The 20,272-nt window shown below is 71.3% G+C and carries 20 protein-coding genes; 19 read left to right on the top strand and 1 reads right to left on the bottom strand.

Features of this window, described 5'->3' with window-relative positions:
* Window positions 1–296: 296 nt before the first annotated feature.
* From dop to prcA, 5 genes are all read left to right on the top strand, one after another.
* On the top strand, window positions 297–1,808 hold the full coding sequence (gene dop / locus ACFVGY_RS32780) for a depupylase/deamidase Dop (protein WP_385684540.1): 1,512 nt from the start codon (window positions 297–299) through the stop codon (window positions 1,806–1,808).
* Between the two features lie 187 nt (window positions 1,809–1,995).
* Window positions 1,996–2,208, top strand: coding sequence for a ubiquitin-like protein Pup (locus ACFVGY_RS32775; RefSeq protein ID WP_042803062.1), 213 nt, complete (start codon window positions 1,996–1,998; stop codon window positions 2,206–2,208).
* Window positions 2,209–2,506: 298 nt separating this feature from the next.
* Window positions 2,507–2,764, top strand: a complete 258-nt coding sequence (locus ACFVGY_RS32770) for an endonuclease VII domain-containing protein (protein WP_385684537.1) — start codon at window positions 2,507–2,509, stop codon at window positions 2,762–2,764.
* A complete protein-coding gene (gene prcB / locus ACFVGY_RS32765; RefSeq protein ID WP_385684534.1) occupies window positions 2,716–3,555 on the top strand; it encodes a proteasome subunit beta in 840 nt (279 codons plus the stop codon). Before ACFVGY_RS32770 ends, prcB begins: the two co-directional genes overlap by 49 nt.
* A gap of 46 nt (window positions 3,556–3,601) precedes the next feature.
* Window positions 3,602–4,366 carry a proteasome subunit alpha gene (gene prcA, locus ACFVGY_RS32760; protein WP_385684532.1) on the top strand — a complete coding sequence of 255 codons (765 nt, stop codon included), beginning with the start codon at window positions 3,602–3,604 and terminating at the stop codon, window positions 4,364–4,366.
* Between the two features lie 84 nt (window positions 4,367–4,450).
* Here prcA and ACFVGY_RS32755 read toward each other — a convergent pair whose 3' ends face one another.
* A complete protein-coding gene (locus tag ACFVGY_RS32755) occupies window positions 4,451–5,455 on the bottom strand; it encodes a LacI family DNA-binding transcriptional regulator (RefSeq protein WP_385684529.1) in 1,005 nt (334 codons plus the stop codon).
* A gap of 135 nt (window positions 5,456–5,590) precedes the next feature.
* On the opposite strand from ACFVGY_RS32755, the gene ACFVGY_RS32750 reads away from it, so the two are divergent.
* From ACFVGY_RS32750 to ACFVGY_RS32685, 14 genes are all read left to right on the top strand, one after another.
* A complete protein-coding gene (locus tag ACFVGY_RS32750) occupies window positions 5,591–6,841 on the top strand; it encodes an MFS transporter (protein ID WP_385684526.1) in 1,251 nt (416 codons plus the stop codon).
* A 58-nt stretch (window positions 6,842–6,899) separates the two neighbouring features.
* On the top strand, window positions 6,900–8,261 hold the full coding sequence (gene pafA, locus ACFVGY_RS32745; RefSeq protein ID WP_385684523.1) for a Pup--protein ligase: 1,362 nt from the start codon (window positions 6,900–6,902) through the stop codon (window positions 8,259–8,261).
* A 102-nt stretch (window positions 8,262–8,363) separates the two neighbouring features.
* Entirely contained in the window at window positions 8,364–9,302 is a 939-nt protein-coding gene (locus ACFVGY_RS32740) for an FKBP-type peptidyl-prolyl cis-trans isomerase (RefSeq protein WP_385684520.1), read from the top strand.
* Between the two features lie 66 nt (window positions 9,303–9,368).
* Window positions 9,369–9,749, top strand: coding sequence for an FKBP-type peptidyl-prolyl cis-trans isomerase (locus ACFVGY_RS32735; protein ID WP_385684518.1), 381 nt, complete (start codon window positions 9,369–9,371; stop codon window positions 9,747–9,749).
* A gap of 128 nt (window positions 9,750–9,877) precedes the next feature.
* Window positions 9,878–10,837 carry a helix-turn-helix transcriptional regulator gene (locus tag ACFVGY_RS32730; RefSeq protein ID WP_385684515.1) on the top strand — a complete coding sequence of 320 codons (960 nt, stop codon included), beginning with the start codon at window positions 9,878–9,880 and terminating at the stop codon, window positions 10,835–10,837.
* A gap of 163 nt (window positions 10,838–11,000) precedes the next feature.
* On the top strand, window positions 11,001–11,969 hold the full coding sequence (locus ACFVGY_RS32725) for a helix-turn-helix transcriptional regulator (RefSeq protein WP_385684512.1): 969 nt from the start codon (window positions 11,001–11,003) through the stop codon (window positions 11,967–11,969).
* 173 nt (window positions 11,970–12,142) lie between these two features.
* A complete protein-coding gene (locus tag ACFVGY_RS32720) occupies window positions 12,143–12,415 on the top strand; it encodes a hypothetical protein (protein ID WP_385684509.1) in 273 nt (90 codons plus the stop codon).
* A 26-nt stretch (window positions 12,416–12,441) separates the two neighbouring features.
* Window positions 12,442–12,645, top strand: a complete 204-nt coding sequence (locus ACFVGY_RS32715) for a hypothetical protein (RefSeq protein ID WP_385684506.1) — start codon at window positions 12,442–12,444, stop codon at window positions 12,643–12,645.
* 198 nt (window positions 12,646–12,843) lie between these two features.
* Window positions 12,844–13,128 (top strand): Sec-independent protein translocase subunit TatA, encoded by a 285-nt coding sequence (tatA, locus tag ACFVGY_RS32710; protein ID WP_385684503.1) that lies wholly within the window; start codon window positions 12,844–12,846, stop codon window positions 13,126–13,128.
* An 82-nt stretch (window positions 13,129–13,210) separates the two neighbouring features.
* The gene (gene tatC, locus ACFVGY_RS32705) at window positions 13,211–14,167 is read left to right on the top strand and encodes a twin-arginine translocase subunit TatC (RefSeq protein ID WP_385684500.1); all 957 of its coding nucleotides are present in this window, start codon (window positions 13,211–13,213) and stop codon (window positions 14,165–14,167) included.
* A gap of 17 nt (window positions 14,168–14,184) precedes the next feature.
* Entirely contained in the window at window positions 14,185–15,072 is an 888-nt protein-coding gene (locus ACFVGY_RS32700) for a diacylglycerol kinase (protein ID WP_385684497.1), read from the top strand.
* Window positions 15,073–15,162: 90 nt separating this feature from the next.
* Window positions 15,163–18,015 (top strand): DEAD/DEAH box helicase, encoded by a 2,853-nt coding sequence (locus ACFVGY_RS32695; protein WP_385684494.1) that lies wholly within the window; start codon window positions 15,163–15,165, stop codon window positions 18,013–18,015.
* Between the two features lie 91 nt (window positions 18,016–18,106).
* On the top strand, window positions 18,107–18,790 hold the full coding sequence (locus tag ACFVGY_RS32690; protein WP_385684491.1) for a TetR/AcrR family transcriptional regulator: 684 nt from the start codon (window positions 18,107–18,109) through the stop codon (window positions 18,788–18,790).
* Window positions 18,791–19,950: 1,160 nt separating this feature from the next.
* On the top strand, window positions 19,951–20,181 hold the full coding sequence (locus ACFVGY_RS32685; protein WP_385684489.1) for a hypothetical protein: 231 nt from the start codon (window positions 19,951–19,953) through the stop codon (window positions 20,179–20,181).
* Window positions 20,182–20,272 lie beyond the last annotated feature (91 nt).

Here is a 20,272-nt window from a genome sequence, read left to right as displayed (position 1 = left end):
CGCTCCACCCACAGGGTGCCTAACACGGCCCCCCACCGGGGGGGGGGGGCGGGGGGGGGGGGCCCCCCGGCCCCCCGCCCCCCGACTGCTTTGCCGACAGCATCACCGACCGCTTTTCAGCCGTGACGGGGCGCAGCCGAGGATTGAAATGATCTCCCCACCGGCGTGGAGTGGTTCTAGGCTCATCCGTACCGACGCATCCGCAGTGCGGGGTCGGGCACCGCACACGCACCGGACCACCAGCGGTACTTGAGCGCCGCTCCCGAACGGGGGCGCCGCCGGGCAAGGAGGGCCGCATGACCGTACGGCGAGTAATGGGGATCGAGACGGAGTACGGGATCTCCGTCCCCGGTCACCCGAACGCCAATGCCATGCTCACCTCGTCCCAGATCGTCAACGCCTACGCGGCGGCGATGCACCGGGCGCGACGCGCCCGCTGGGACTTCGAGGAGGAGAACCCGCTGCGGGACGCCCGCGGCTTCGACCTCGCCCGCGAGGCCGCCGACAGCAGCCAGCTCACCGACGAGGACATCGGCCTGGCCAACGTCATCCTGACCAACGGCGCACGACTCTACGTCGACCACGCCCACCCCGAGTACAGCTCCCCGGAAGTCACCAACCCGCTCGACGCCGTCCTCTGGGACAAGGCCGGCGAGCGGATCATGGCCGAAGCCGCCGTACGCGCCGCCCAGCTCCCCGGCGCCCAACCGATCCAGCTCTACAAGAACAACACCGACAACAAGGGCGCCTCCTACGGCACGCACGAGAACTACCTGATGAAGCGGGAAACCCCCTTCTCGGAGATCGTGCGCCACCTCACCCCCTTCTTCGTCTGCCGCCAGGTGATCACCGGCGCCGGCCGCATCGGCATCGGCCAGGACGGCCGCGAACACGGCTTCCAGATCAGCCAGCGCGCGGACTACTTCGAGGTCGAGGTCGGCCTGGAGACCACCCTCAAGCGGCCCATCATCAACACCCGCGACGAGCCCCACTCGGACGCCGAGAAGTACCGCCGCCTCCACGTGATCATCGGCGACGCCAACCTCTCCGAGATCTCCACCTACCTCAAGCTCGGCACGACGGCCCTGGTCCTCTCCATGATCGAAGACGGCTTCATCACCGTCGACCTCGCCGTCGACCAGCCCGTACGCACCCTGCACCAGGTCTCCCACGACCCCGACCTGCGCCACCTGATCACGCTGCGCAGCGGCCGCACCCTGACCGCCGTGCAACTGCAGATGGAGTACTTCGAGCTGGCGCGGAAGTACGTGGAGGAGCGGTTCGGAGCCGACGCGGACGAGCAGACCAAGGACGTGCTCACCCGCTGGGAGGACGTCCTGGGGCGGCTGGAGAGCGACCCGATGAGCCTCGCGGGCGAGCTGGACTGGATCGCCAAGCGGCAGATCCTGGAGGGCTACCGGCGCCGTGACGGGCTCGGCTGGGACGCCGCCCGGCTGCACCTGGTCGACCTCCAGTACGCGGACGTACGGCCCGACAAGGGCCTGTACAACCGCCTCGTGGCCCGCGGCAAGATGAAGCGGCTGGTGGACGAGCCCGCCGTGGAGCGCGCCGCCGCGAAGCCGCCGGAGGACACCCGGGCGTACTTCCGGGGCCGGTGCCTGGAGCAGTACGCGGACGACGTGGCCGCGGCCTCCTGGGATTCGGTGATCTTCGACCTGCCGGGCCGCGACTCCCTCCAGCGCGTCCCGACGCTGGAACCCCTGCGGGGTACCCGCAAGCACGTGAAGGAGCTCCTTGACCGCTGCCGGACGGCGGAGGACCTGGTGCGGGTGCTCAGCGGGAACTGAACCGTGGCGGAGAGGGGGCCTGAAAGCCCCCTCTCCCGGGAATCATGGGAACACCCGGACGTTGTCAAAGTACCGGGACGAAAGCCCGGCCCTCCTTGTAGGGTCCGAAGTAGGGTCTGATCTTGAGGGATCCCGAATCCCGGGGTCCCTCGTCACGAGCGTGCGAACCGAGCGGGGTGAGGTAGACATGGCGACCAAGGACACCGGCGGCGGACAGCAGAAGGCCACTCGCTCGACCGAGGAGGTCGAGGAGCAGGCCGCGGAAGCACAGTCCGACCTCAAGGAGCGGCAGGAAAAGCTCTCCGACGACGTCGACTCCGTCCTGGACGAAATCGACGACGTCTTGGAGGAGAACGCAGAGGACTTCGTGCGGAGTTTCGTGCAAAAAGGTGGCCAGTAAGGCCTTTTTACCTTCGAATCCAAGGCGGGGTGGGGGTGTCGGAAGACCAGCGGCCGAAGCGGTGCGTGCGGTGCGGTGAGGCTAAGCCGCGCGCATCCTTCGCCATCAAGCGGTCGAACCTTGATGGCCTGCAGCGTGAATGCCGCGACTGCATGGCCGACTACCACCGCGACCGGCAGATATCAAGCCCCACTCGGAGTGGCATCGGAACGCCACGGCCTCCGACGGCCTGTCGACGCGGTGCAAGGCGTGCCGGGCCATCGAAAGCCGGGCAGGCCACCTCAAGCGTTCGTACAACATGACTGAGGCCGAGCGCGACGAGATGATCGCCGCGCAGGGCGGTGTCTGCTGTATCTGCCTGAAGGCTCCAGCGGTACATGTGGATCATTGCCACACGACGGGTAAGGTCCGTGGCGTACTTTGCTTCAACTGCAACACGGCCATCGGCAAGTTGGGAGACGATCCCGATGCCGCTCGTCGGGTCGTTTCATATCTGGAGGGACACGCGTGGAAGCCAACAATCGTGGCACAGGGCGTCTTCCGGCAGCCTTCCTGACGCCGGGGTCGTCGTCCTTCATGGACTTCTTGGGTGCGCACGCGCCCGAGATGCTGCCGGGCAACCGGAAGCTTCCGGAGGGGATCGTCGAGGCGCCGCACGGCACGACCATCGTTGCCGTCACCTTTCCCGGCGGGGTGGTCCTCGCCGGTGACCGGCGGGCGACGATGGGCAACATGATCGCGCAGCGGGACATCGAGAAGGTGTTCCCGGCGGACGAGTACTCCGCGGTCGGCATCGCCGGCACGGCCGGCCTGGCCGTGGAGATGGTGAAGCTGTTCCAGCTGGAGCTGGAGCACTTCGAGAAGGTGGAGGGGGCGACCCTCTCCCTGGAGGGCAAGGCGAACCGGCTCTCCACCATGATCCGGAGCAATCTGGGCATGGCCATGCAGGGCCTGGCCGTGGTCCCGCTCTTCGCGGGCTACGACGAGGGCAAGGAGAAGGGCCGCATCTTCTCCTACGACGTGACCGGCGGCCGCTCCGAGGAGCACGGGTACGCGGCCACGGGTTCGGGTTCGATCTTCGCCCGTGGGTCGATGAAGAAGCTGTACCGGCCGGACCTGACGGAGGAGCAGGCCACCACGCTGGTCGTCCAGGCGCTGTACGACGCCGCCGACGACGACTCGGCGACGGGTGGTCCGGACCTCTACCGCAACATCTATCCGATCGTCACCGTCATCACCGACGAGGGCTTCCGGCGGCTGACCGAGGAGGAGTCCCAGGCTCTGGCCCGCAAGGTCACCGACCGCCGCCTCCAGGAGCCGGACGGCCCGCGCGCCGCCCTGCTCTGATCCGTAACAGCCCCTCAGGAGCCCAGAAGAAAGGGACGGTCAGCCGGTGTCGACTCCGTTCTACGTCTCCCCGCAGCAGGCGATGGCCGACCGGGCGGAATACGCCCGCAAGGGCATCGCCCGCGGCCGCAGCCTTGTCGTGCTGCAGTACGCCGACGGCATCGTGTTCGTCGGCGAGAACCCGTCCCGTGCGCTGCACAAGTTCAGCGAGATCTACGACCGGATCGGCTTCGCGGCCGCCGGGAAGTACAACGAGTACGAGAACCTGCGGATCGGTGGTGTGCGCTACGCGGACCTGCGCGGGTACACCTACGACCGCGACGACGTGACGGCCCGTGGGCTGGCGAACGTGTACGCGCAGACGCTGGGCACGATCTTCTCCAGCGCCGGTGAGAAGCCGTACGAGGTGGAGCTGGTCGTGGCCGAGGTCGGCACGACCGCTGCGGGTGACCAGATCTACCGGCTGCCGCACGACGGGTCGATCGTGGACGAGCACGGTTCGGTCGCGGTCGGCGGGAACGCCGAGCAGATCAGTAGTTACCTCGACCAGCGGCACCGGGAGGGGATGACCCTGTCCGAGGCGCTGAAGCTGGCGGTGCAGGCGCTGTCCAGCCAGGCGAACGGTGCGGACAAGACCATTCCGGCGGAGCGGCTGGAGGTTGCGGTGCTGGACCGGACGCGGTCGCAGCAGCGGAAGTTCAAGCGGATCCGGGGCCGGCAGTTGGCGCGGCTGCTGGAGGCGGATGTTCCGGCGGCGGCGCAGGCCGACGCGGTCTCGAACGACGAGGCTCCGGAGGACGACGCCGAGTAGGCGCCGCCCCGGCTCTCGGCACTTCCCGCCCCGGTCCTGCCTCTTCGGAGGTGGGGCCGGGGCGTTTCGCGTTTCCGCGGGATGTCAGGGGCGGGTGGTCGGCGGGGGTGCGGTGGAGGCGCGTACGACGAGGTCGACGGGGATGTCGGGGGCGGTCCATCCGGTGCCGTCCAGGATGGCGAGGAGGGCGGCCATGCCTTGTTCTCCGACGCGTTCGGCGGGCAGGCGGACGGTGGTGAGCTCGGGTTCGACGGCGGTGGCGAGGGCCAGGTCGTCGATGCCGGTCACGGAGAGGTCGTCGGGGATGCGCAGGCCGAGGCGGCGGGCGGCCTTGCAGGCGCCGACGGCCAGGATGTCGTCGTCGCAGACGATGGCGGTGGGCCGGTCGGCGGGGGTGGCGAGGGCGGCTTCGATGGCGGTGCGGGCTTCGGCGACGCCGAGGGGGGCCCGTACGGTGCGGAGCTCGGCGTGGGGACCGAGGTGGCGGGCGAGGGCCTGGGCGCGGTTGTCGAAGGTCCAGGAGTCGACGTCGGCGGCGAAGTGGAGGAAGCGGCGGTGTCCGAGGGCGAGGAGGTGTTCGGTGACCTGGCGCATGCCGTCGGCCATGGCGAGGTTGACGTGGGCGGCGGCGCGGCCGGAGCCGGGGGCGCTGTCGAGCATGACGAGGGGGAGGCCGTCGCCGCCGATGGCGTCGAGGGCGCCGGCGGCCATGGAGGAGGCGATGACGCCGTCGAGGGCGGCGCGGGCGGAGGCGAAGGGGTCGCGGGCGGGGCCGGTGCCGTCGGGGGAGGGGTAGAGGACGACTCCGAAGCCGTGGGCGGCGGCGACGCGGGCGGCTCCGGTGTAGACGCGGGCGAAGAATTCGTTGGTGAGGGCGGGGACGACGAGGAGGGCGGTGCGGGTGCTGCCGAGGCGGAGGTTGCGGGCGGCGAGGTTGGGGCGGTAGCCGAGGTCGGCGGCGGCGGTGCGGACGAGGTCGGCGGTGCGTGCGGAGACGCGGCCGCGCCATTTGTCGCCGAGGACGAGGGAGACGGTGGCCTGGGAGACCCCGGCGGCGGTGGCGACGTCGCGGCTGGTGGGTCTCGTCACACGGTTCTCCTGTAGTGCGAGGTGGGAGGGGTGGGGCCGGTTGTGCGGCTGGACCCCCGGGCTGTGGCCATGGTACGTATGACTCGCTCAGTTATACGTATTACCCCGGCAGGTCCGGGCAGAAGGGGGCGCTAGATGGCCGCGGGATACGCGGAGCTGCTCAGGACCAGGCACGCGGCGCGGCTGCTGGCGGGCACGCTCGTCGGTCGGCTGCCGAACGCCACGGCCGCGATCGCGATCGTGCTCTTCGTGCGGGCCGAGGGCGGGAGCTACAGTCTCGCAGGCGCGCTGGCCGCCGTGTACGGCGTGGCCAACGCCGTGGGGCAGCCGCTGCTCGGCCGCGCCGTCGACCTGTACGGCCAGCCCCGGGTCCAGCTGCCCTCGGCCGTGGTGGCGGCGCTGGGCATGGCGTGGCTGGCGTGGGCGGGTACCGGCTCGGCGCTGGTCGCGTACGCCGCGATGGTGGTGGCGGGGTTCTTCTCGCCGCCGCTGGAGGGCGGGCTGCGGGCGCTGTGGCCCAGTGTGCTGGGCGACCGGGAGGACCGGGTGCACGCTGCGTACGCGCTGGACGCGGTGGCGCAGGAGATCATGTACGCGGTCGGGCCGCTGATCGTGACGGTGTCGATCGCGCTGTGGAGCCCGGCCGGGGCGCTGTTGCTGATCAATGCTCTGGGTGTGCTGGGTGCGCTGTCCGTGGTGGTGTCGGAGCCGTCGCGTACGTGGCGTTCCGAGCCGCGTGAGGCGCACTGGCTGGGGGCGCTGCGTTCGCCGGGGCTGCGGGCGCTGTTGGGTGCCTTCTTCTTCGTGGGGATGGCGCTCGGCTCGATCACGGTGGCTGCGTCCGCCTATTCCGACCGCAACGGTGGCCAGGCGGTCTACGGCTGGCTGATGGCCGCGCTGGGTCTGGGTGCGCTGGTCGGCGGTGTGGTGTACGGGGCCCGGCAGTGGGGCGGGGCGCCGGAGCGGCGGTTGCGGCTGTTGGTGGCGCTGCTGGCGTTGGGGTACCTGCCGTTGCTGTTGACGCCGGGCCCGGTGGCCATGACGGCGCTGACGGCTCTGGCGGGGGTGTTCCTGGCGCCCACCATCGCTTGTGCGTTCATCGTCGTGGACCGGCATGCTCCGGTGGGTACGGTGACGGAGGCGTTCTCCTGGTTGGTGACGTTCTTCGGTGTGGGTGCGGCCGCGGGTACGGCGGTGGCGGGTCCGGCCGTGGAACTGGGCGGCACGGTGACCGGGTTCGGTGTGGCCGGTGCGGGCGGTGCGGCGGCCCTGGTGGTGCTGACGGCCACTCAGCGGATCCTCGCTGCTCCCGGTCGGTCCCGGACCGTGACGGGGTCCGCGGCGGGCCTTGCGGAGGCGGCGGAGGGCCGGCTCGTGGGGAACTGATCGAAACGGCGTTCCCGAAGCCGGTTTCAGAAGAGGGCCAAAGGCGTAATGTTCAGTCATGGACCGCCGCATTTTCGGGCTGGAGAACGAGTACGGCGTCACGTGCACGTTCAGGGGACAGCGCCGGCTGTCTCCTGACGAAGTGGCGCGCTACCTCTTCCGCCGTGTCGTGTCATGGGGCCGCAGCAGCAATGTGTTCCTGCGGAACGGCGCCCGCCTGTACCTGGACGTGGGATCGCATCCGGAATATGCAACGCCCGAATGTGACAACGTGACCGAACTGGTCACCCACGACAAGGCCGGCGAGCGCATTCTCGAAGGTCTGTTGGTCGATGCCGAACGCCGCCTGCACGAGGAGGGAATCGCGGGCGACGTCTACCTCTTCAAGAACAACACCGACTCGGCGGGAAACTCGTACGGCTGCCACGAGAACTATCTGGTGGCGCGGCACGGGGAATTCTCCCGTCTGGCGGACATCCTCATTCCGTTCCTCGTCACGCGGCAGCTGATCTGCGGGGCGGGCAAGGTGCTGCAGACGCCGCGGGGTGCGGTGTACTGCGTGAGTCAGCGGGCGGAGCACATCTGGGAGGGCGTCAGCTCCGCTACGACGCGTTCCCGGCCGATCATCAACACGCGTGACGAGCCGCACGCGGATGCCGAGCGGTACCGCCGGTTGCACGTGATCGTCGGGGACTCGAACATGTCCGAGACGACGATGCTGCTGAAGGTCGGGGCCACCGACCTGGTGCTGCGGATGATCGAGGCGGGTACGGTGATGCGGGACCTGACCCTGGAGAACCCGATCCGGGCGATCCGCGAGGTCAGTCACGACATCACCGGCCAGCGCAAGGTGCGCCTGGCGAGCGGGCGCGAGGCCTCGGCGTTGGAGATCCAGCGGGAGTACTACGACAAGGCGGTGGACTTCGCCGAGCGCCGGGGGATCCGGTCGGGCACGGTGGAGCAGGTGTTGGAGCTGTGGGGCCGGACGCTGGACGCGGTGGAGTCGCAGGATCTGGACCGGATCGCGACGGAGATCGACTGGGTCATGAAGTACCAGTTGATCGAGCGGTACCGGGCCAAGCACGGCATGACCATGTCGAATCCGCGGGTGGCCCAGATAGACCTCGCGTACCACGACATCCATCGCCGGCGCGGGCTGTACTACCTGCTGGAGCGCAAGGGGCAGGCGGCGCGGATCTGCAATGACCTCAAGATCTTCGAGGGGAAGTCGGTGCCTCCGCAGACGACGCGGGCGCGGTTGCGGGGCGACTTCATCCGGCGGGCGCAGGAGCAGCGGCGGGACTTCACCGTCGACTGGGTGCACCTGAAGTTGAACGACCAGGCGCAGCGGACGGTGTTGTGCAAGGACCCGTTCCGGGCGGTCGACGACCGGGTGGAGAAGCTGATCGCCGGCATGTGACATCGCACTGATTGTGGCCAGGGCCTCGTGCGGATCTCGTACGGGGCCCCCGGCACGCCTTAGAGTGGCGACGACCGTTGCCGTCTGAGATCTGAGGAACACGTGCGCCGACTTGCCGGCCTGCTGGTCGTACCCGCTCTGCTGCTGTCCACGGCAGCCTGTGGCGACAGCGGCTCCGACTCCGCCGACATGAAGAACGGGGTGCCCGCGATCACCGGGGGTGCCAAGTTCGGAGAGACCCCGAAGCTGTCCAAGGGCGAGGGCGACCCGCCGAAGGAGCTGAAGGTGGAGACCATCAGCGAGGGCACCGGCCCGGCGCTGAAGAAGGGCGATGTCGCCCAGGTCAACTACCTCGGCCAGGTCTGGGACGGCAAGGAGCCGTTCGACCAGAGCTTCGGCAAGGGCAAGCCGTTCGAGGTGACGATCGGCGCCGGCATGGTCATCAAGGGCTGGGACCAGGGCCTGGAGGGCAAGAAGGTCGGTAGCCGCCTGGAACTGGTGATCCCGCCGGACCTGGGCTACGGAGCCAAGGGCTCCGGCGACAAGATCAAGCCGAATGCCACGCTGGTCTTCGTCGTGGACATCGTCAAGGGCACCAGCGTCCCGGCCTCCGCCACGGGCAAGGAGGTCCCGCAGGAGGACAAGGCCCTGGCCAAGATCGGCACCAACACGGACGGCAAGGAAGTCTCCGTGACCGTGCCGAAGGACGGCGAGCCGCCGGCCAAGCTGGTCTCGAACTACGTGCTGGAGGGTGACGGCCCGGCCGTCAAGGACACCGACAGCGTCGTCGTGAAGTTCCACGGCAAGACGTGGAAGGACGACAAGACCTTCGAGAGCACCTACGCCCTCGACCAGACGGTGACCTGGCCGATCGACCAGATTTCGGTCAAGGGCCTCAAGGAGGGCCTGGTCGGCAAGAAGGTCGGCAGTCGCATCCTGCTGGTCATCCCGCCGGACCAGGGTTTCGGGGCCGAGGCCCGGGGCACGATCCCGGCGAACTCGACGCTGGTGTTCAGCCTCGACATCCTCGCGGTGATGTAAGACTGTCCCGGTTGTCCCCCCGGCCACCGTCGGGGGGGCCCGTACGTTTTTCTGAGGAGCAGTTCCGTGAGCGACAAGCTCGAGAAGCCCGAGATCGACTTCCCCGAGGGTCCGGCCCCGAAGGACCTCGAGATCGTGGACATCTGGGAGGGCGACGGCCCGGTGGCCGAGGCCGGCCAGAAGGTCTCCGTCCACTACGTCGGCGTGGCCTTCTCCACCGGCGAGGAGTTCGACGCCTCCTGGAACCGCGGCGCCCCGCTGCCGTTCATCCTGGGCATCGGCCAGGTCATCCAGGGCTGGGACCGCGGCGTCCAGGGCATGAAGGTCGGCGGCCGCCGCAAGCTGACCATCCCCGCCCACCTCGCCTACGGCGACCACAGCCCGACCCCGGCCATCAAGCCGGGCGAGACGCTGATCTTCGTCTGCGACCTGATGGGCGTCGGCTGAACCGGCCGCCCCTGACGGGCCGAAGGGCCCCCGCCGTGAGGCGGGGGCCCTCGCTTTTGCCCGGGAGCGCCGGGACGGTACGGTCAACGGTCACGGACACGCACGGGAAGAAGGGCGGAAGGGCGTCGATGGCGATTGCCAAGGCCGAGCGGCTGATGAATCTGGCGCTGTGCCTGCTGGGGACCCGCCGGCCACTGAGCAAGCGCGAGCTGCGCGGCTCCATCGAGGCGTACATGGAAGCGGGCAACGACGAGTCCTTCAACCGCATGTTCGAGCGGGACAAGGACGATCTGCGTGAGCTCGGTCTCGTCATCGAGACGGTGGAGAACCTGGAGGGCGAGACCGGCTACCTGGCCCGCCGCGACAGCAACCGGCTGCCGCCCGTCTCCCTGGACGCCGAGGAGGCCGCGGCCCTGGGCCTGGCGGCCAAGGTCTGGCAGCAGGCCCGCCTCGCCGGGGCGGCCAGTGGCGCCCTGCAGAAGCTGCGGGCCGGCGGCATGCCGGAGGCGGAGGACCCGTACGAGGGCCAGCACAGCGCCATCGAGCCGCGCATCCCGGTCCACGAGGCGGCCTTCGAGCCCCTGATGCTGGCCTGCCGCGACCGGCGGCCCGTGGTCTTCGACTACCGCAAGTCCACCGCCGCCCGGCCGGAGACCCGGAGCGTGGAGCCCTGGGCCCTGGAGTGCTGGCGCGGCCACTGGTACCTGGCCGGACACGACCGCGACCGGGGGGAGGAGCGCGTGTTCCGGCTCTCCCGGATCACTGGCAAGGTCCGCTCCCGGGCCGGCTCGTACACCGCCGAGGTCCCGGACGTGGTCACCGTGCGGGAGACCGTGGCGGGCTGGGCCGGGGAGAGCGCGGACCGCACCGCCGTGATCCGGCTGCGGGCCGGCGCCGGCTACCCGCTGCGGGCCAAGGCCACCGCCACGCGCGAGGGCGTCGCGGACGGCTGGGACGAGCTGGAGATCCCGTACGGGCACGGGCTGGACGCCTGGCTCGTGGAGTTCGGGCCGGACGTCGTGGTGGTGGAACCCGCCGGCCTGCGGGCGGACGTGGTGGACCGGCTGCGCGCCGTCGCCGCGGGCTGAGGCCGCCCCGGGCCGCAGGGAGGCGGCCCGGCGGGCGGCCGCGGGCCGGATCCGCGCCCGCACCGGCGGCGCACCGGCCCCCGCACCCGATCCCGCCCGTCCACCGCACCATCCGCACACCGCACCGAATCCACGACGTGCCCTGAGGGGGAGACCTACCAGCATGGCCGCCAACGCCATCGACCAGACCCGCCGGATGCTGTCCCTGGTGACCTATCTGCGCGAGCGCCCCGGGGCGCACGTCGCCGACGTCGCCCGCGCCTTCGGGATCACGGAGGACGAGCTGATCTCGGACCTCGACGTGCTGCCGATGTGCGGCACCAGCTTCCGGGGCGGCGACCTGCTCGACATCGACACCGACGGCGAGCGCATCTGGTGGCACAACGCCGACGCCTCGGGGGAGTCCACCGCCGAGCCGCTGCGCCTGGCCGCCGACGAGGCCACGGCCCTGCTGGTGGCGGCCCGCGCCGTGGCCACGCTGCCGGGGCTGCGCGAGAGCGACCGGGACGCCCTGCTGCGGGCCACCGCCAAGCTGGAGGCGGCCGCCGGGGAGGCCGCCGGGGCCAGCTCCCGGCTGTCGGTGACCTTCGAGGCGGAGGGCGGGGTCTTCGCCGACGTCGACCGGGCCATCGCCGAGCGCCGGCGGCTGTGGCTGCGCTACTACTCGCCCGCGCGCGACGAGCTCACCGAGCGCACCGTCGACCCGATCCGGCTCTTCGCGGTGGGCCACACGTACATGGAGGGGTGGTGCCACCTCTCCGAGGCGCGGCGCACCTTCCGCCTCGACCGGGTGGCCGAGATCCGCCTGCTCGACGAGCGTTCCGAGCCGCCCGCCATCGAGCCGCGGGACCTGTCCGTGGGGCTGGTGCAGCCGGCCGCCGAGGACCCGCAGGTCGTCGTCGAGGTCGGGCCGGCCGGCCGCTGGGTGGCCGAGTACTACCCGCACGACCGTGCCGAGGAACTCGCCAACGGCGGCCTGCGGATCACGCTGCGCAGCCCGGACCCGGGCTCGCTGCGCCGCCTCGCGCTGCGGCTGGGACGGGACGGCCGGATCGTGTCGCCGCCGGAGCTGGCCGAAAGCGCACGGCAGGCGGCGCGCGAGGCACTGGCCGGGTACGGGGAACAGGGCTGAGACCCGGCGGGAACAGGGCTGAGCCCCGGGGACGGGGCTGAACCCCCGGGGGACGGGGCCGAAGACCGGGGTGGCGGCACCGCCCCACCGGTCCGGGCCGGCGGAAGCCGCGCCCGGAGCGGCCGCACCGCAGGGAAGACGAACGGCTGAGGGGAGCGCCGAGGATGTCGCGAATGTCTGGGCCGCGGGGCGGGCAGGCCGCCGCAGGGCCGCCGGGACGGCCCGCCGCGGCGGGGCCGGTCTCCTTCAAGGCCGCCTGTCCCGACTGCCGGGCCCGCTTCGAGCTGGACGCGACCGCCCTGCGGCTGGTCATCGGGGGCAGCCGGCGCACCACGTTCTACTCCTTCACCTGCCCCGAGTGCGCGGCGTCCGTCCGCAAGCCGGCCGGGGAGCGCATCGTGGAGCTGCTGACCGGCGGCGGCGTGAGCACCCTGCGCAGCGTCTGACGGCACCGGTGGCCTAGGCTCGACCCATGCTGTGGCCGATGCTCGCAATCGCCCTGGGATTCCTCGGGCTCACCGTCCTCGCCGTCCTGGCGCTGCGCGTCTTCGCGGAAGTGCGGCGGCTGTCCGGCCAGGTCGCGCACGCCAGCCGCCGCATCGCGGACGCCTCCGGAGACCTGGAGCGCGCGGCCGAGGACCTGGCCCGCGCCGGCCGCGAGACCGCACGACGCTGAGCCACGCGCGGCCGGCAGGTATATGGAAAGTGTGGGACGCGCCCCGTACCGTCTGACGCAGCCGCGCGCAAGGCGGGGTACCCCGGGGGATTGCCGGTCGTTAACCGCCGGGGGTTACGATCCTTGGAGCGGTCCGAGGATCACGGTCCGATGCCGTTTCCACCACAACCAGCCGTTTCGGTGAGAAGGAAGACACACATGATCGGCAATCTGAAGCCCCTCGAGATCCTTCTGATCATCGCGGTCATCGTGCTCCTGTTCGGTGCGAAGAAGCTCCCCGAGATGGCCCGGTCCCTCGGCAAGTCGGCCCGCATCCTCAAGAGCGAGGCCAAGGCCATGAAGAGCGAGAGCGCCGCGGAGGACGCCGCGCGCCCCGCTGACCCGGCCCCGCAGCAGGCTGCCCCGCGCACCATCAAGGCCGCCCCCGGCGACGTGACCAGCTCCCGGCCGGTCGGCGAGCCGAACCACACCGCCCAGGGCTGAGGCCACCGGTCACGACCGCGGTCCGCGCCGTGGTCGCGATCGCAGCTGAGCCGGTCATCTGCAACGAGACAAGGGACGTGGGTTGCTCAAGTCTGCCCGCAAGCAGGAGAAGCACGACAAGGACGCCGAAGGGCGGATGCCCCTTGTCGAGCACCTGCGTGAGCTGAGAAACCGCCTGTTGAAGTCGGTGCTGGCGATCCTCGTGATCACCGTGGTGGCGGCCGTCTACTACAAGGACGTCATCGACTTCATGCTGAAGCCGATGCTGGACTCCGTCGGCTGCACCGACGGGGTGGTCTCGCAGCGCAACGGCCGGCCCTGCGCCGACATGACCGTGAACGGCCTCATCGCGCCGTTCTCGATCGCCCTCAAGGTCTCCCTGACCGCGGGCGTGGTCCTCTCCGCCCCGGTCTGGCTGTACCAGCTCTGGGCCTTCGTCGCGCCCGGCCTGCACAGCCACGAGAAGAAGTACGCGATGGGCTTCGTCGCGGTCGGCGCGCCCCTCTTCGGCGCGGGCGCGGTGCTCGCGTACCGGCTGCTGCCGAAGACCGCCACGATCCTGCTCGACTTCACCCCCGAGCACGCCCGCAACCTGCTGCCGGTCGACGACTACCTCGACCTGGTCACGCGCATGGTCGTCGTCTTCGGCCTCGCCTTCGAGCTGCCGCTGCTGCTGATCCTGCTCAACTTCACCGGGGTCGTCACCGCGAAGCGGCTCGCCGGCTGGTGGCGCGGCATGGTGCTCGGCATCACGGTCTTCGCCGCGTTCGCCACCCCCACCGGTGACCCGCTGACGATGCTGTCGCTGGCCGCCCCGATCGTCGCCCTGTACTTCATCGCCCTCGGGATCTGCCTGGTCAACGACCGCAGGCGGCGCCGCAACAACCCCGATGCGCTGCTCTCCGACGACGAGGCCGCGAAGCTCGACCTCACGCCCACCCCGATCGGCGCGGTGGAGACGGTGGCGTCCCCGGCGCCGCTGCCCGAGCAGACCGACGGCGGACGCCGGAAGATCAACGGTTACGACGACGCCACCTGACAGGTACATTCCGTGCGGTGAGCGCTGAGATCACCCTCTTCGTCAATCCCACCGCAGGCCGCGGCCGGGGCGCGCGGGCCGCGCAACCGGCCGCGTCGGCACTCCGGGACGCCGGCTTCCACGTCCGCACCGTCGTCGGCACCGACGCCGAGGACGCCCTGGCCCGGCTCCGCACGGCCGTCCGCGAGGGAACCGGGGCGGTGATCGCCGTCGGCGGCGACGGCATGGTCTCCCTGGCCCTGCAGGCCCTGGCGGGGACCCTGGTCCCGCTCGGGGTGGTCGCGGTGGGCACCGGCAACGACTTCGCCCGCGCCCTCGGCCTGCCCGTGCGGGAGCCCGCGCAGGCGGGCCGGCTGGCCGCCGAGGCCCTCAAGGAGAGCCGGCTGCGCGAGATCGACCTGGGGCGGGTGGCCGGCACCTGGTACGGGACCGTGCTCTGCTCCGGCTTCGACTCCCGGGTCAACGACCGCGGCAACCGGATGCGGCTGCCCGCGGGCCGCTTCAAGTACGACCTGGCGATGATCGCGGAGCTGGCCGCCTTCCGTCCCTTCCCGTACCGGATCACCCTCGACGACGGCCCCGCGATCGAGACCGAGGCCACCCTGGTCGCCGTCGGGAACGGTTCCTCGTACGGGGGCGGCATGCGGATCTGCGCCGGCGCCGTCCCCGACGACGGGCTCTTCGACGTCGTCGTGGTCGGCGACTGCAGCCGGGCCACCCTCCTGAAGGTGTTCCCGCAGGTCTACAAGGGGACGCACCTCAGCCACCCCGAGGTCGCCGTCCACCGGGCCGCGAAGGTCACGCTGGAGGCCGCGGGCCTGACCGCCTACGCCGACGGCGAGCGCGTCGGGCCGCTGCCGGTGACCGCCGAGTGCGTCCCGGCGGCCGTGCGGATCCTCGGCTAGCGGCGGCCGCCCGGCGGCCCCCCGTGGGATCCGGGACGGTCATAAAGATCGCGACTGTTGTCAGAGGCGGCGGGTAGGCTCGACAGCAAGATGACCGAAGAACTCTCACCCGCCGAGCGGTACGCCGCTGCCCGGATCCGCGCCGCCGAGGAGGCCACCGCCCTGGCCCCCTTCCGCGAGCTGTACGACTTCGACCTGGACGCCTACCAGGTCGACGCCTGCAAGGCACTGGAGGCCGGCAAGGGCGTGCTGGTCGCCGCCCCGACCGGCTCGGGCAAGACCATCGTCGGCGAGTTCGCCGTGCACCTGGCCCTGCGGCAGGGGCGCAAGTGCTTCTACACGACACCGATCAAGGCCCTGTCGAACCAGAAGTACGCCGACCTCGTCAAGCGCTACGGCGCCGACCGCGTCGGCCTGCTGACCGGCGACAACAGCGTCAACTCCGAGGCGCCCGTGGTCGTGATGACCACCGAGGTGCTCCGCAACATGCTGTACGCGGGCTCGCAGTCGCTGCTGGGCCTCGGCTACGTCGTGATGGACGAGGTGCACTACCTCTCCGACCGGTTCCGCGGGGCCGTCTGGGAGGAAGTGATCATCCACCTCCCCGAGTCGGTGACGCTGGTGTCCCTGTCGGCCACCGTGTCCAACGCCGAGGAGTTCGGCGACTGGCTCGACACCGTCCGCGGCGACACCGAGGTGATCGTCTCCGAGGAGCGGCCCGTCCCGCTGTGGCAGCACGTCATGGCCGGCCGCCGGATCTACGACCTCTTCGAGGAGGAGACCGACCACGGAGGCCGCGGCTCCGCACGCCGCGAGGTCAATCCCGACCTGCTGCGCATGGCCCGCGAGGAGAACAGCCGCACCTACAGCCCCAAGGACCGGCGGCGCGGCAAGATGATCCGCGAGGCCGACCGCGAGCGCGAGCGGCGCTCCCGCAACCGGATCTGGACGCCGGGCCGCCCCGAGGTCATCGCCCGCCTCGACAACGACGGGCTGCTGCCCGCCATCAACTTCATCTTCAGCCGGGCCGGCTGCGAGGCCGCCGTCCAGCAGTGCCTGTTCGCGGGCCTGCGGCTCAACGACGAGTCGGCGCGCCTGAGGGTCCGCGAAATCGTCGAGGAGCGGACCGCGTCCATCCCGGCCGAGGACCTGCACGTGCTCGGCTACTACGAGTGGCTCGAAGGCCTGGAGCGCGGGATCGCCGCGCACCACGCCGGCATGCTGCCCACCTTCAAGGAGGTCGTGGAGGAGCTCTTCGTCCGCGGCCTGGTCAAGGCCGTCTTCGCCACCGAGACCCTGGCGCTCGGCATCAACATGCCCGCGCGCACGGTGATCCTGGAAAAGCTGGTCAAGTGGAACGGTGAGCAGCACGCCGACATCACCCCCGGCGAGTACACCCAGCTCACCGGCCGGGCCGGCCGCCGCGGCATCGACGTCGAGGGCCACGCCGTGGTGCTCTGGCAGCGCGGCATGGACCCGGCCGGGCTCGCCGGGCTCGCCGGTACCCGCACGTACCCGCTGCGCTCCAGCTTCAAGCCCTCGTACAACATGGCGGTCAACCTCGTGCAGCAGTTCGGGCGGCACCGCTCGCGCGAACTGCTGGAGACCTCCTTCGCCCAGTTCCAGGCCGACCGCTCCGTCGTCGGGATCTCCCGGCAGGTCCAGCGCAACGAGGAGGGCCTCGCCGGCTACCGCGAGGGCATGACCTGCCACCTGGGGAACTTCGAGGAGTACGCGCAGCTGCGCCGCGACCTGAAGGACCGCGAGACGGAACTGGCCAAGCAGGGCGCGGCCCAGCGCCGGGCGCAGGCCGCCGTCTCCCTGGAGAAGCTCAAGCCGGGCGACATCATCCACGTGCCCACCGGCAAGTTCGCCGGCCTCGCCCTCGTCCTCGACCCGGGCGTGCCCGCCGGGCGGGTCAACGGGCACCGCGGCCACGAGTACGCCGAGGGCCCGCGCCCGCTCGTCCTCACCGCCGAACGGCAGGTCAAGCGGCTCGCCGCGATGGACTTCCCGGTGCCGGTGGAGGCCATCGACCGGATGCGGATCCCGCGGAACTTCAACGCCCGCTCCCCGCAGTCCCGTCGCGACCTCGCCTCCCAACTGCGCGCCAAGGCCGGACACATCACCCCCGAGCGGAGCCGTCGCGGGCGGGCCGCCGCAGCCGACGACCGCCAGATCGCCCGGCTGCGCGCCGAACTGCGGGCGCACCCCTGCCACGGCTGCGACGAGCGGGAGGACCACGCCCGCTGGGCGGAGCGCTACCACCGGCTCAAGCGGGACACGCAGGCCCTGGAGCGGCGCATCGAGGGGCGGACCAACACCATCGCCCGCACCTTCGACCGCATCCACCGGCTCCTGACCGAGCTGGACTACCTGCGCGAGGACGAGGTCACCGAGCACGGCAAGCGGCTCGCCCGGCTCTACGGCGAGCTCGACCTGCTGGCCTCCGAATGCCTGCGCGCCGGGGTCTGGGAAGGCCTGAACCCGGCCGAGCTGGCCGCATGCGTCTCCGCGCTGGTCTTCGAGGCGCGGCAGTCCGACGACGCGGTCGCACCGAAGGTGCCCGGCGGGGCGGCGAAGGCGGCGCTCGGCGAGATGGTCCGCATCTGGGGCCGGCTCGACGCCCTGGAGGAGGAGCACCGCATCAACCAGGCGGAGGGCGTGGGCCAGCGCGAGCCCGACCTCGGCTTCGCCTGGGCCGCCTACCAGTGGGCCTCCGACAAGAGCCTGGACGAGGTGCTGCGCGAGGCCGAGATGCCGGCCGGCGACTTCGTACGCTGGTGCAAGCAGGTCATCGACGTGCTCGGGCAGATCGCCGCGGCGGCGCCGGCGTCCGCGCAGGGCGGCGGGAGCGGCAGCGGCAGCACCGTGGCGCGCAACGCCCGCAAGGCGGTCGACGCCCTGCTGCGCGGTGTCGTCGCCTACAGCTCCGTCGGCTAGCCCCTTTTGGGGCTTCCTCCGAAGGCGGTCATGGCCGGATCTCATCTCTTGCCATGATCACTTCGGCGTGCCCCTGTGCGACGATCGGACCATGACTGGGGGAACGGGCGAAGGTCCGAGACGGATCGGCCGGCCGCGCGCCGACCGGCTGACGGAACCCCGCGGCCGGCCGCCGCGCGAGGAACTCCTCTGCGCGGCGGCCGAGCTGTTCACCGTACGGGGGTACGCGGCCACCACCACGCGGACGGTGGCCGAGCGGGCCGGGATGCGCCAGGCCACGATGTACCACTACTTCGCCGGCAAGGAGGAACTCCTCGCCGAACTCCTGGAGTCCACCGTCGCGCCCTCGCTGGGGCTGGCCCGCCGGCTCCTCGCCGAGACGGGTCGGCCCGCCGCCGAGCGGCTGTGGGAGCTGTGCCGCTCGGACGTGCTCCTGCTGTGCGGGGGTCCGTACGACCTGGGCGCGCTGTACCTGCTGCCCGAGGTGGCCGGATCCCGGTTCACCCGGTTCCGCCGGATGCGTGGTGAACTGCGGGGCGCGTACCGGGCGTTGCTCGGGGCCACCCCGATCGGCGCCGAACTGGCCGGTGACCGGGGCGCGTTGGCGCTGCGCAACGACCTGGTCTTCGGGTTGATCGAGGGCGTCATGTTGATCCACCGCTACGATCCCGCCCGCCCCGTCGCGGCCTTCGCCGAGGCCACGGCCGATGCGGCACTGCGGATCGCGGGCGTCGCGCGGGACGCGGACCCGGCCCCGGCCGGGGCCGGCGGCTAGGGGGCGGTACCCCGTCGGCTACCGGGCCCCTTCGGCGCCGCCGACCGGGTGCCCCGGCGCGCGTAGGCCGATGGAATGAAGAGCCGAGAAACGCGCGTGCGTCGCGGGGCGCACGGCCGTCGACCGGAATGCCCGGAAGCTACTGTGCCGGGGGGATGCTGCGGGCCGAAGTCGCCATGACCGCGGCTCAAGGACGCCCCGCTCCGCTCTCCGGCCTGGCGACTGGGGGCCGAAGCGCGGGGTGCCTCTTCCAGTTGCAGGAAGGTCAGTAGATGAAGCCTGATTCACTGCGCAGATCCTGGGTCCGGACCGCCACGCTACTCTCGGCCGGGGCGCTCGGGCTGGCCGTCCAGCTCGCCTCGGCCGCGGCGGCTGTCGCTGCCGCGGGGGACGACCCGCGGGGCCCGCACTCCACGTGTCCTCTCCAGGTGCCCGGTCCGAACGGAGCGCTCAGCGAGGAGTTCGATCCCCGGCCGGGCGGCCCTGGCGACCGGGACTGTGACGACCACTGGCGCCAGAAGCTCCGCGGCCCCCAGGGGGCAAAGGGGGCACGGGGCCCTCAAGGAGCGACTGGCGCCCGGGGTCCGCGGGGCAACCAGGGATTCCAAGGCTCGCAAGGCCCCCAGGGATTCCAGGGTGCGCCTGGCGTTCAGGGCAGCCAGGGTTACCAGGGGTTCCAAGGTGATCCTGGCGTTCAGGGCAACCAGGGTTCCCAGGGCGACCCCGGGGCTCAGGGCAACCGAGGCAGTCAGGGGTTCCAGGGGTTCCAAGGTGTCCCCGGTGCTCAGGGGAACCAGGGGTTCCAGGGTGTGCCTGGCGTCCAGGGCGACCAGGGGTTCCAGGGTGTGCCTGGCGTCCAGGGCGACCAGGGGTTCCAGGGTGTGCCTGGGGCTCAGGGCAACCAGGGTTCCCAGGGCGACCCTGGGGCTCAGGGCAACCAAGGCAACCAAGGCAGTCAGGGATTCCAGGGGTTCCAGGGTGTCCCCGGTGCTCAGGGGGACCAGGGGTTCCAGGGTGAGGCTGGGGCTCAGGGCAACCAAGGCAGTCAGGGATTCCAGGGGTTCCAGGGTGTCCCCGGTGCTCAGGGGAACCAGGGGTTCCAGGGTGCGGCAGGTGCGCAGGGTAACCAAGGTGCGCAGGGTAACCAAGGTGCGCAGGGTGTGGGTACCGGGGCGCAGGGCGCCGTCGTCACGGCCACCTCCGCCACCGGCAACGCCGTCGCCAACTGCCCGGCCGGCCGGTTCGCCACAGGCGGTGGCTACCAGATGGCCGGTGGGGGCAACCTGGAGCCGATCATCACCCGGCCGGTCGGTGGTCCACCTCCCACCGGCTGGCAGGCGACCTCGGGGGACGCCCGGTCCGTCACCGCGTACGTCGTGTGCACCCCCTGACCCCCACCCCACCGCCCCCGTGAGGTAGTCCCCTCCAGCCGCGTCCCGGACCCACGGTCCCGCTCGCTTCCGACAACGCCGCCCGGGTCCG

Source organism: Streptomyces sp. NPDC127106, assembly GCF_042677605.1.
Taxonomy (GTDB): Bacteria; Actinomycetota; Actinomycetes; order Streptomycetales; family Streptomycetaceae; genus Streptomyces.
This window is presented reverse-complemented; position numbering and strand designations above follow the sequence as displayed.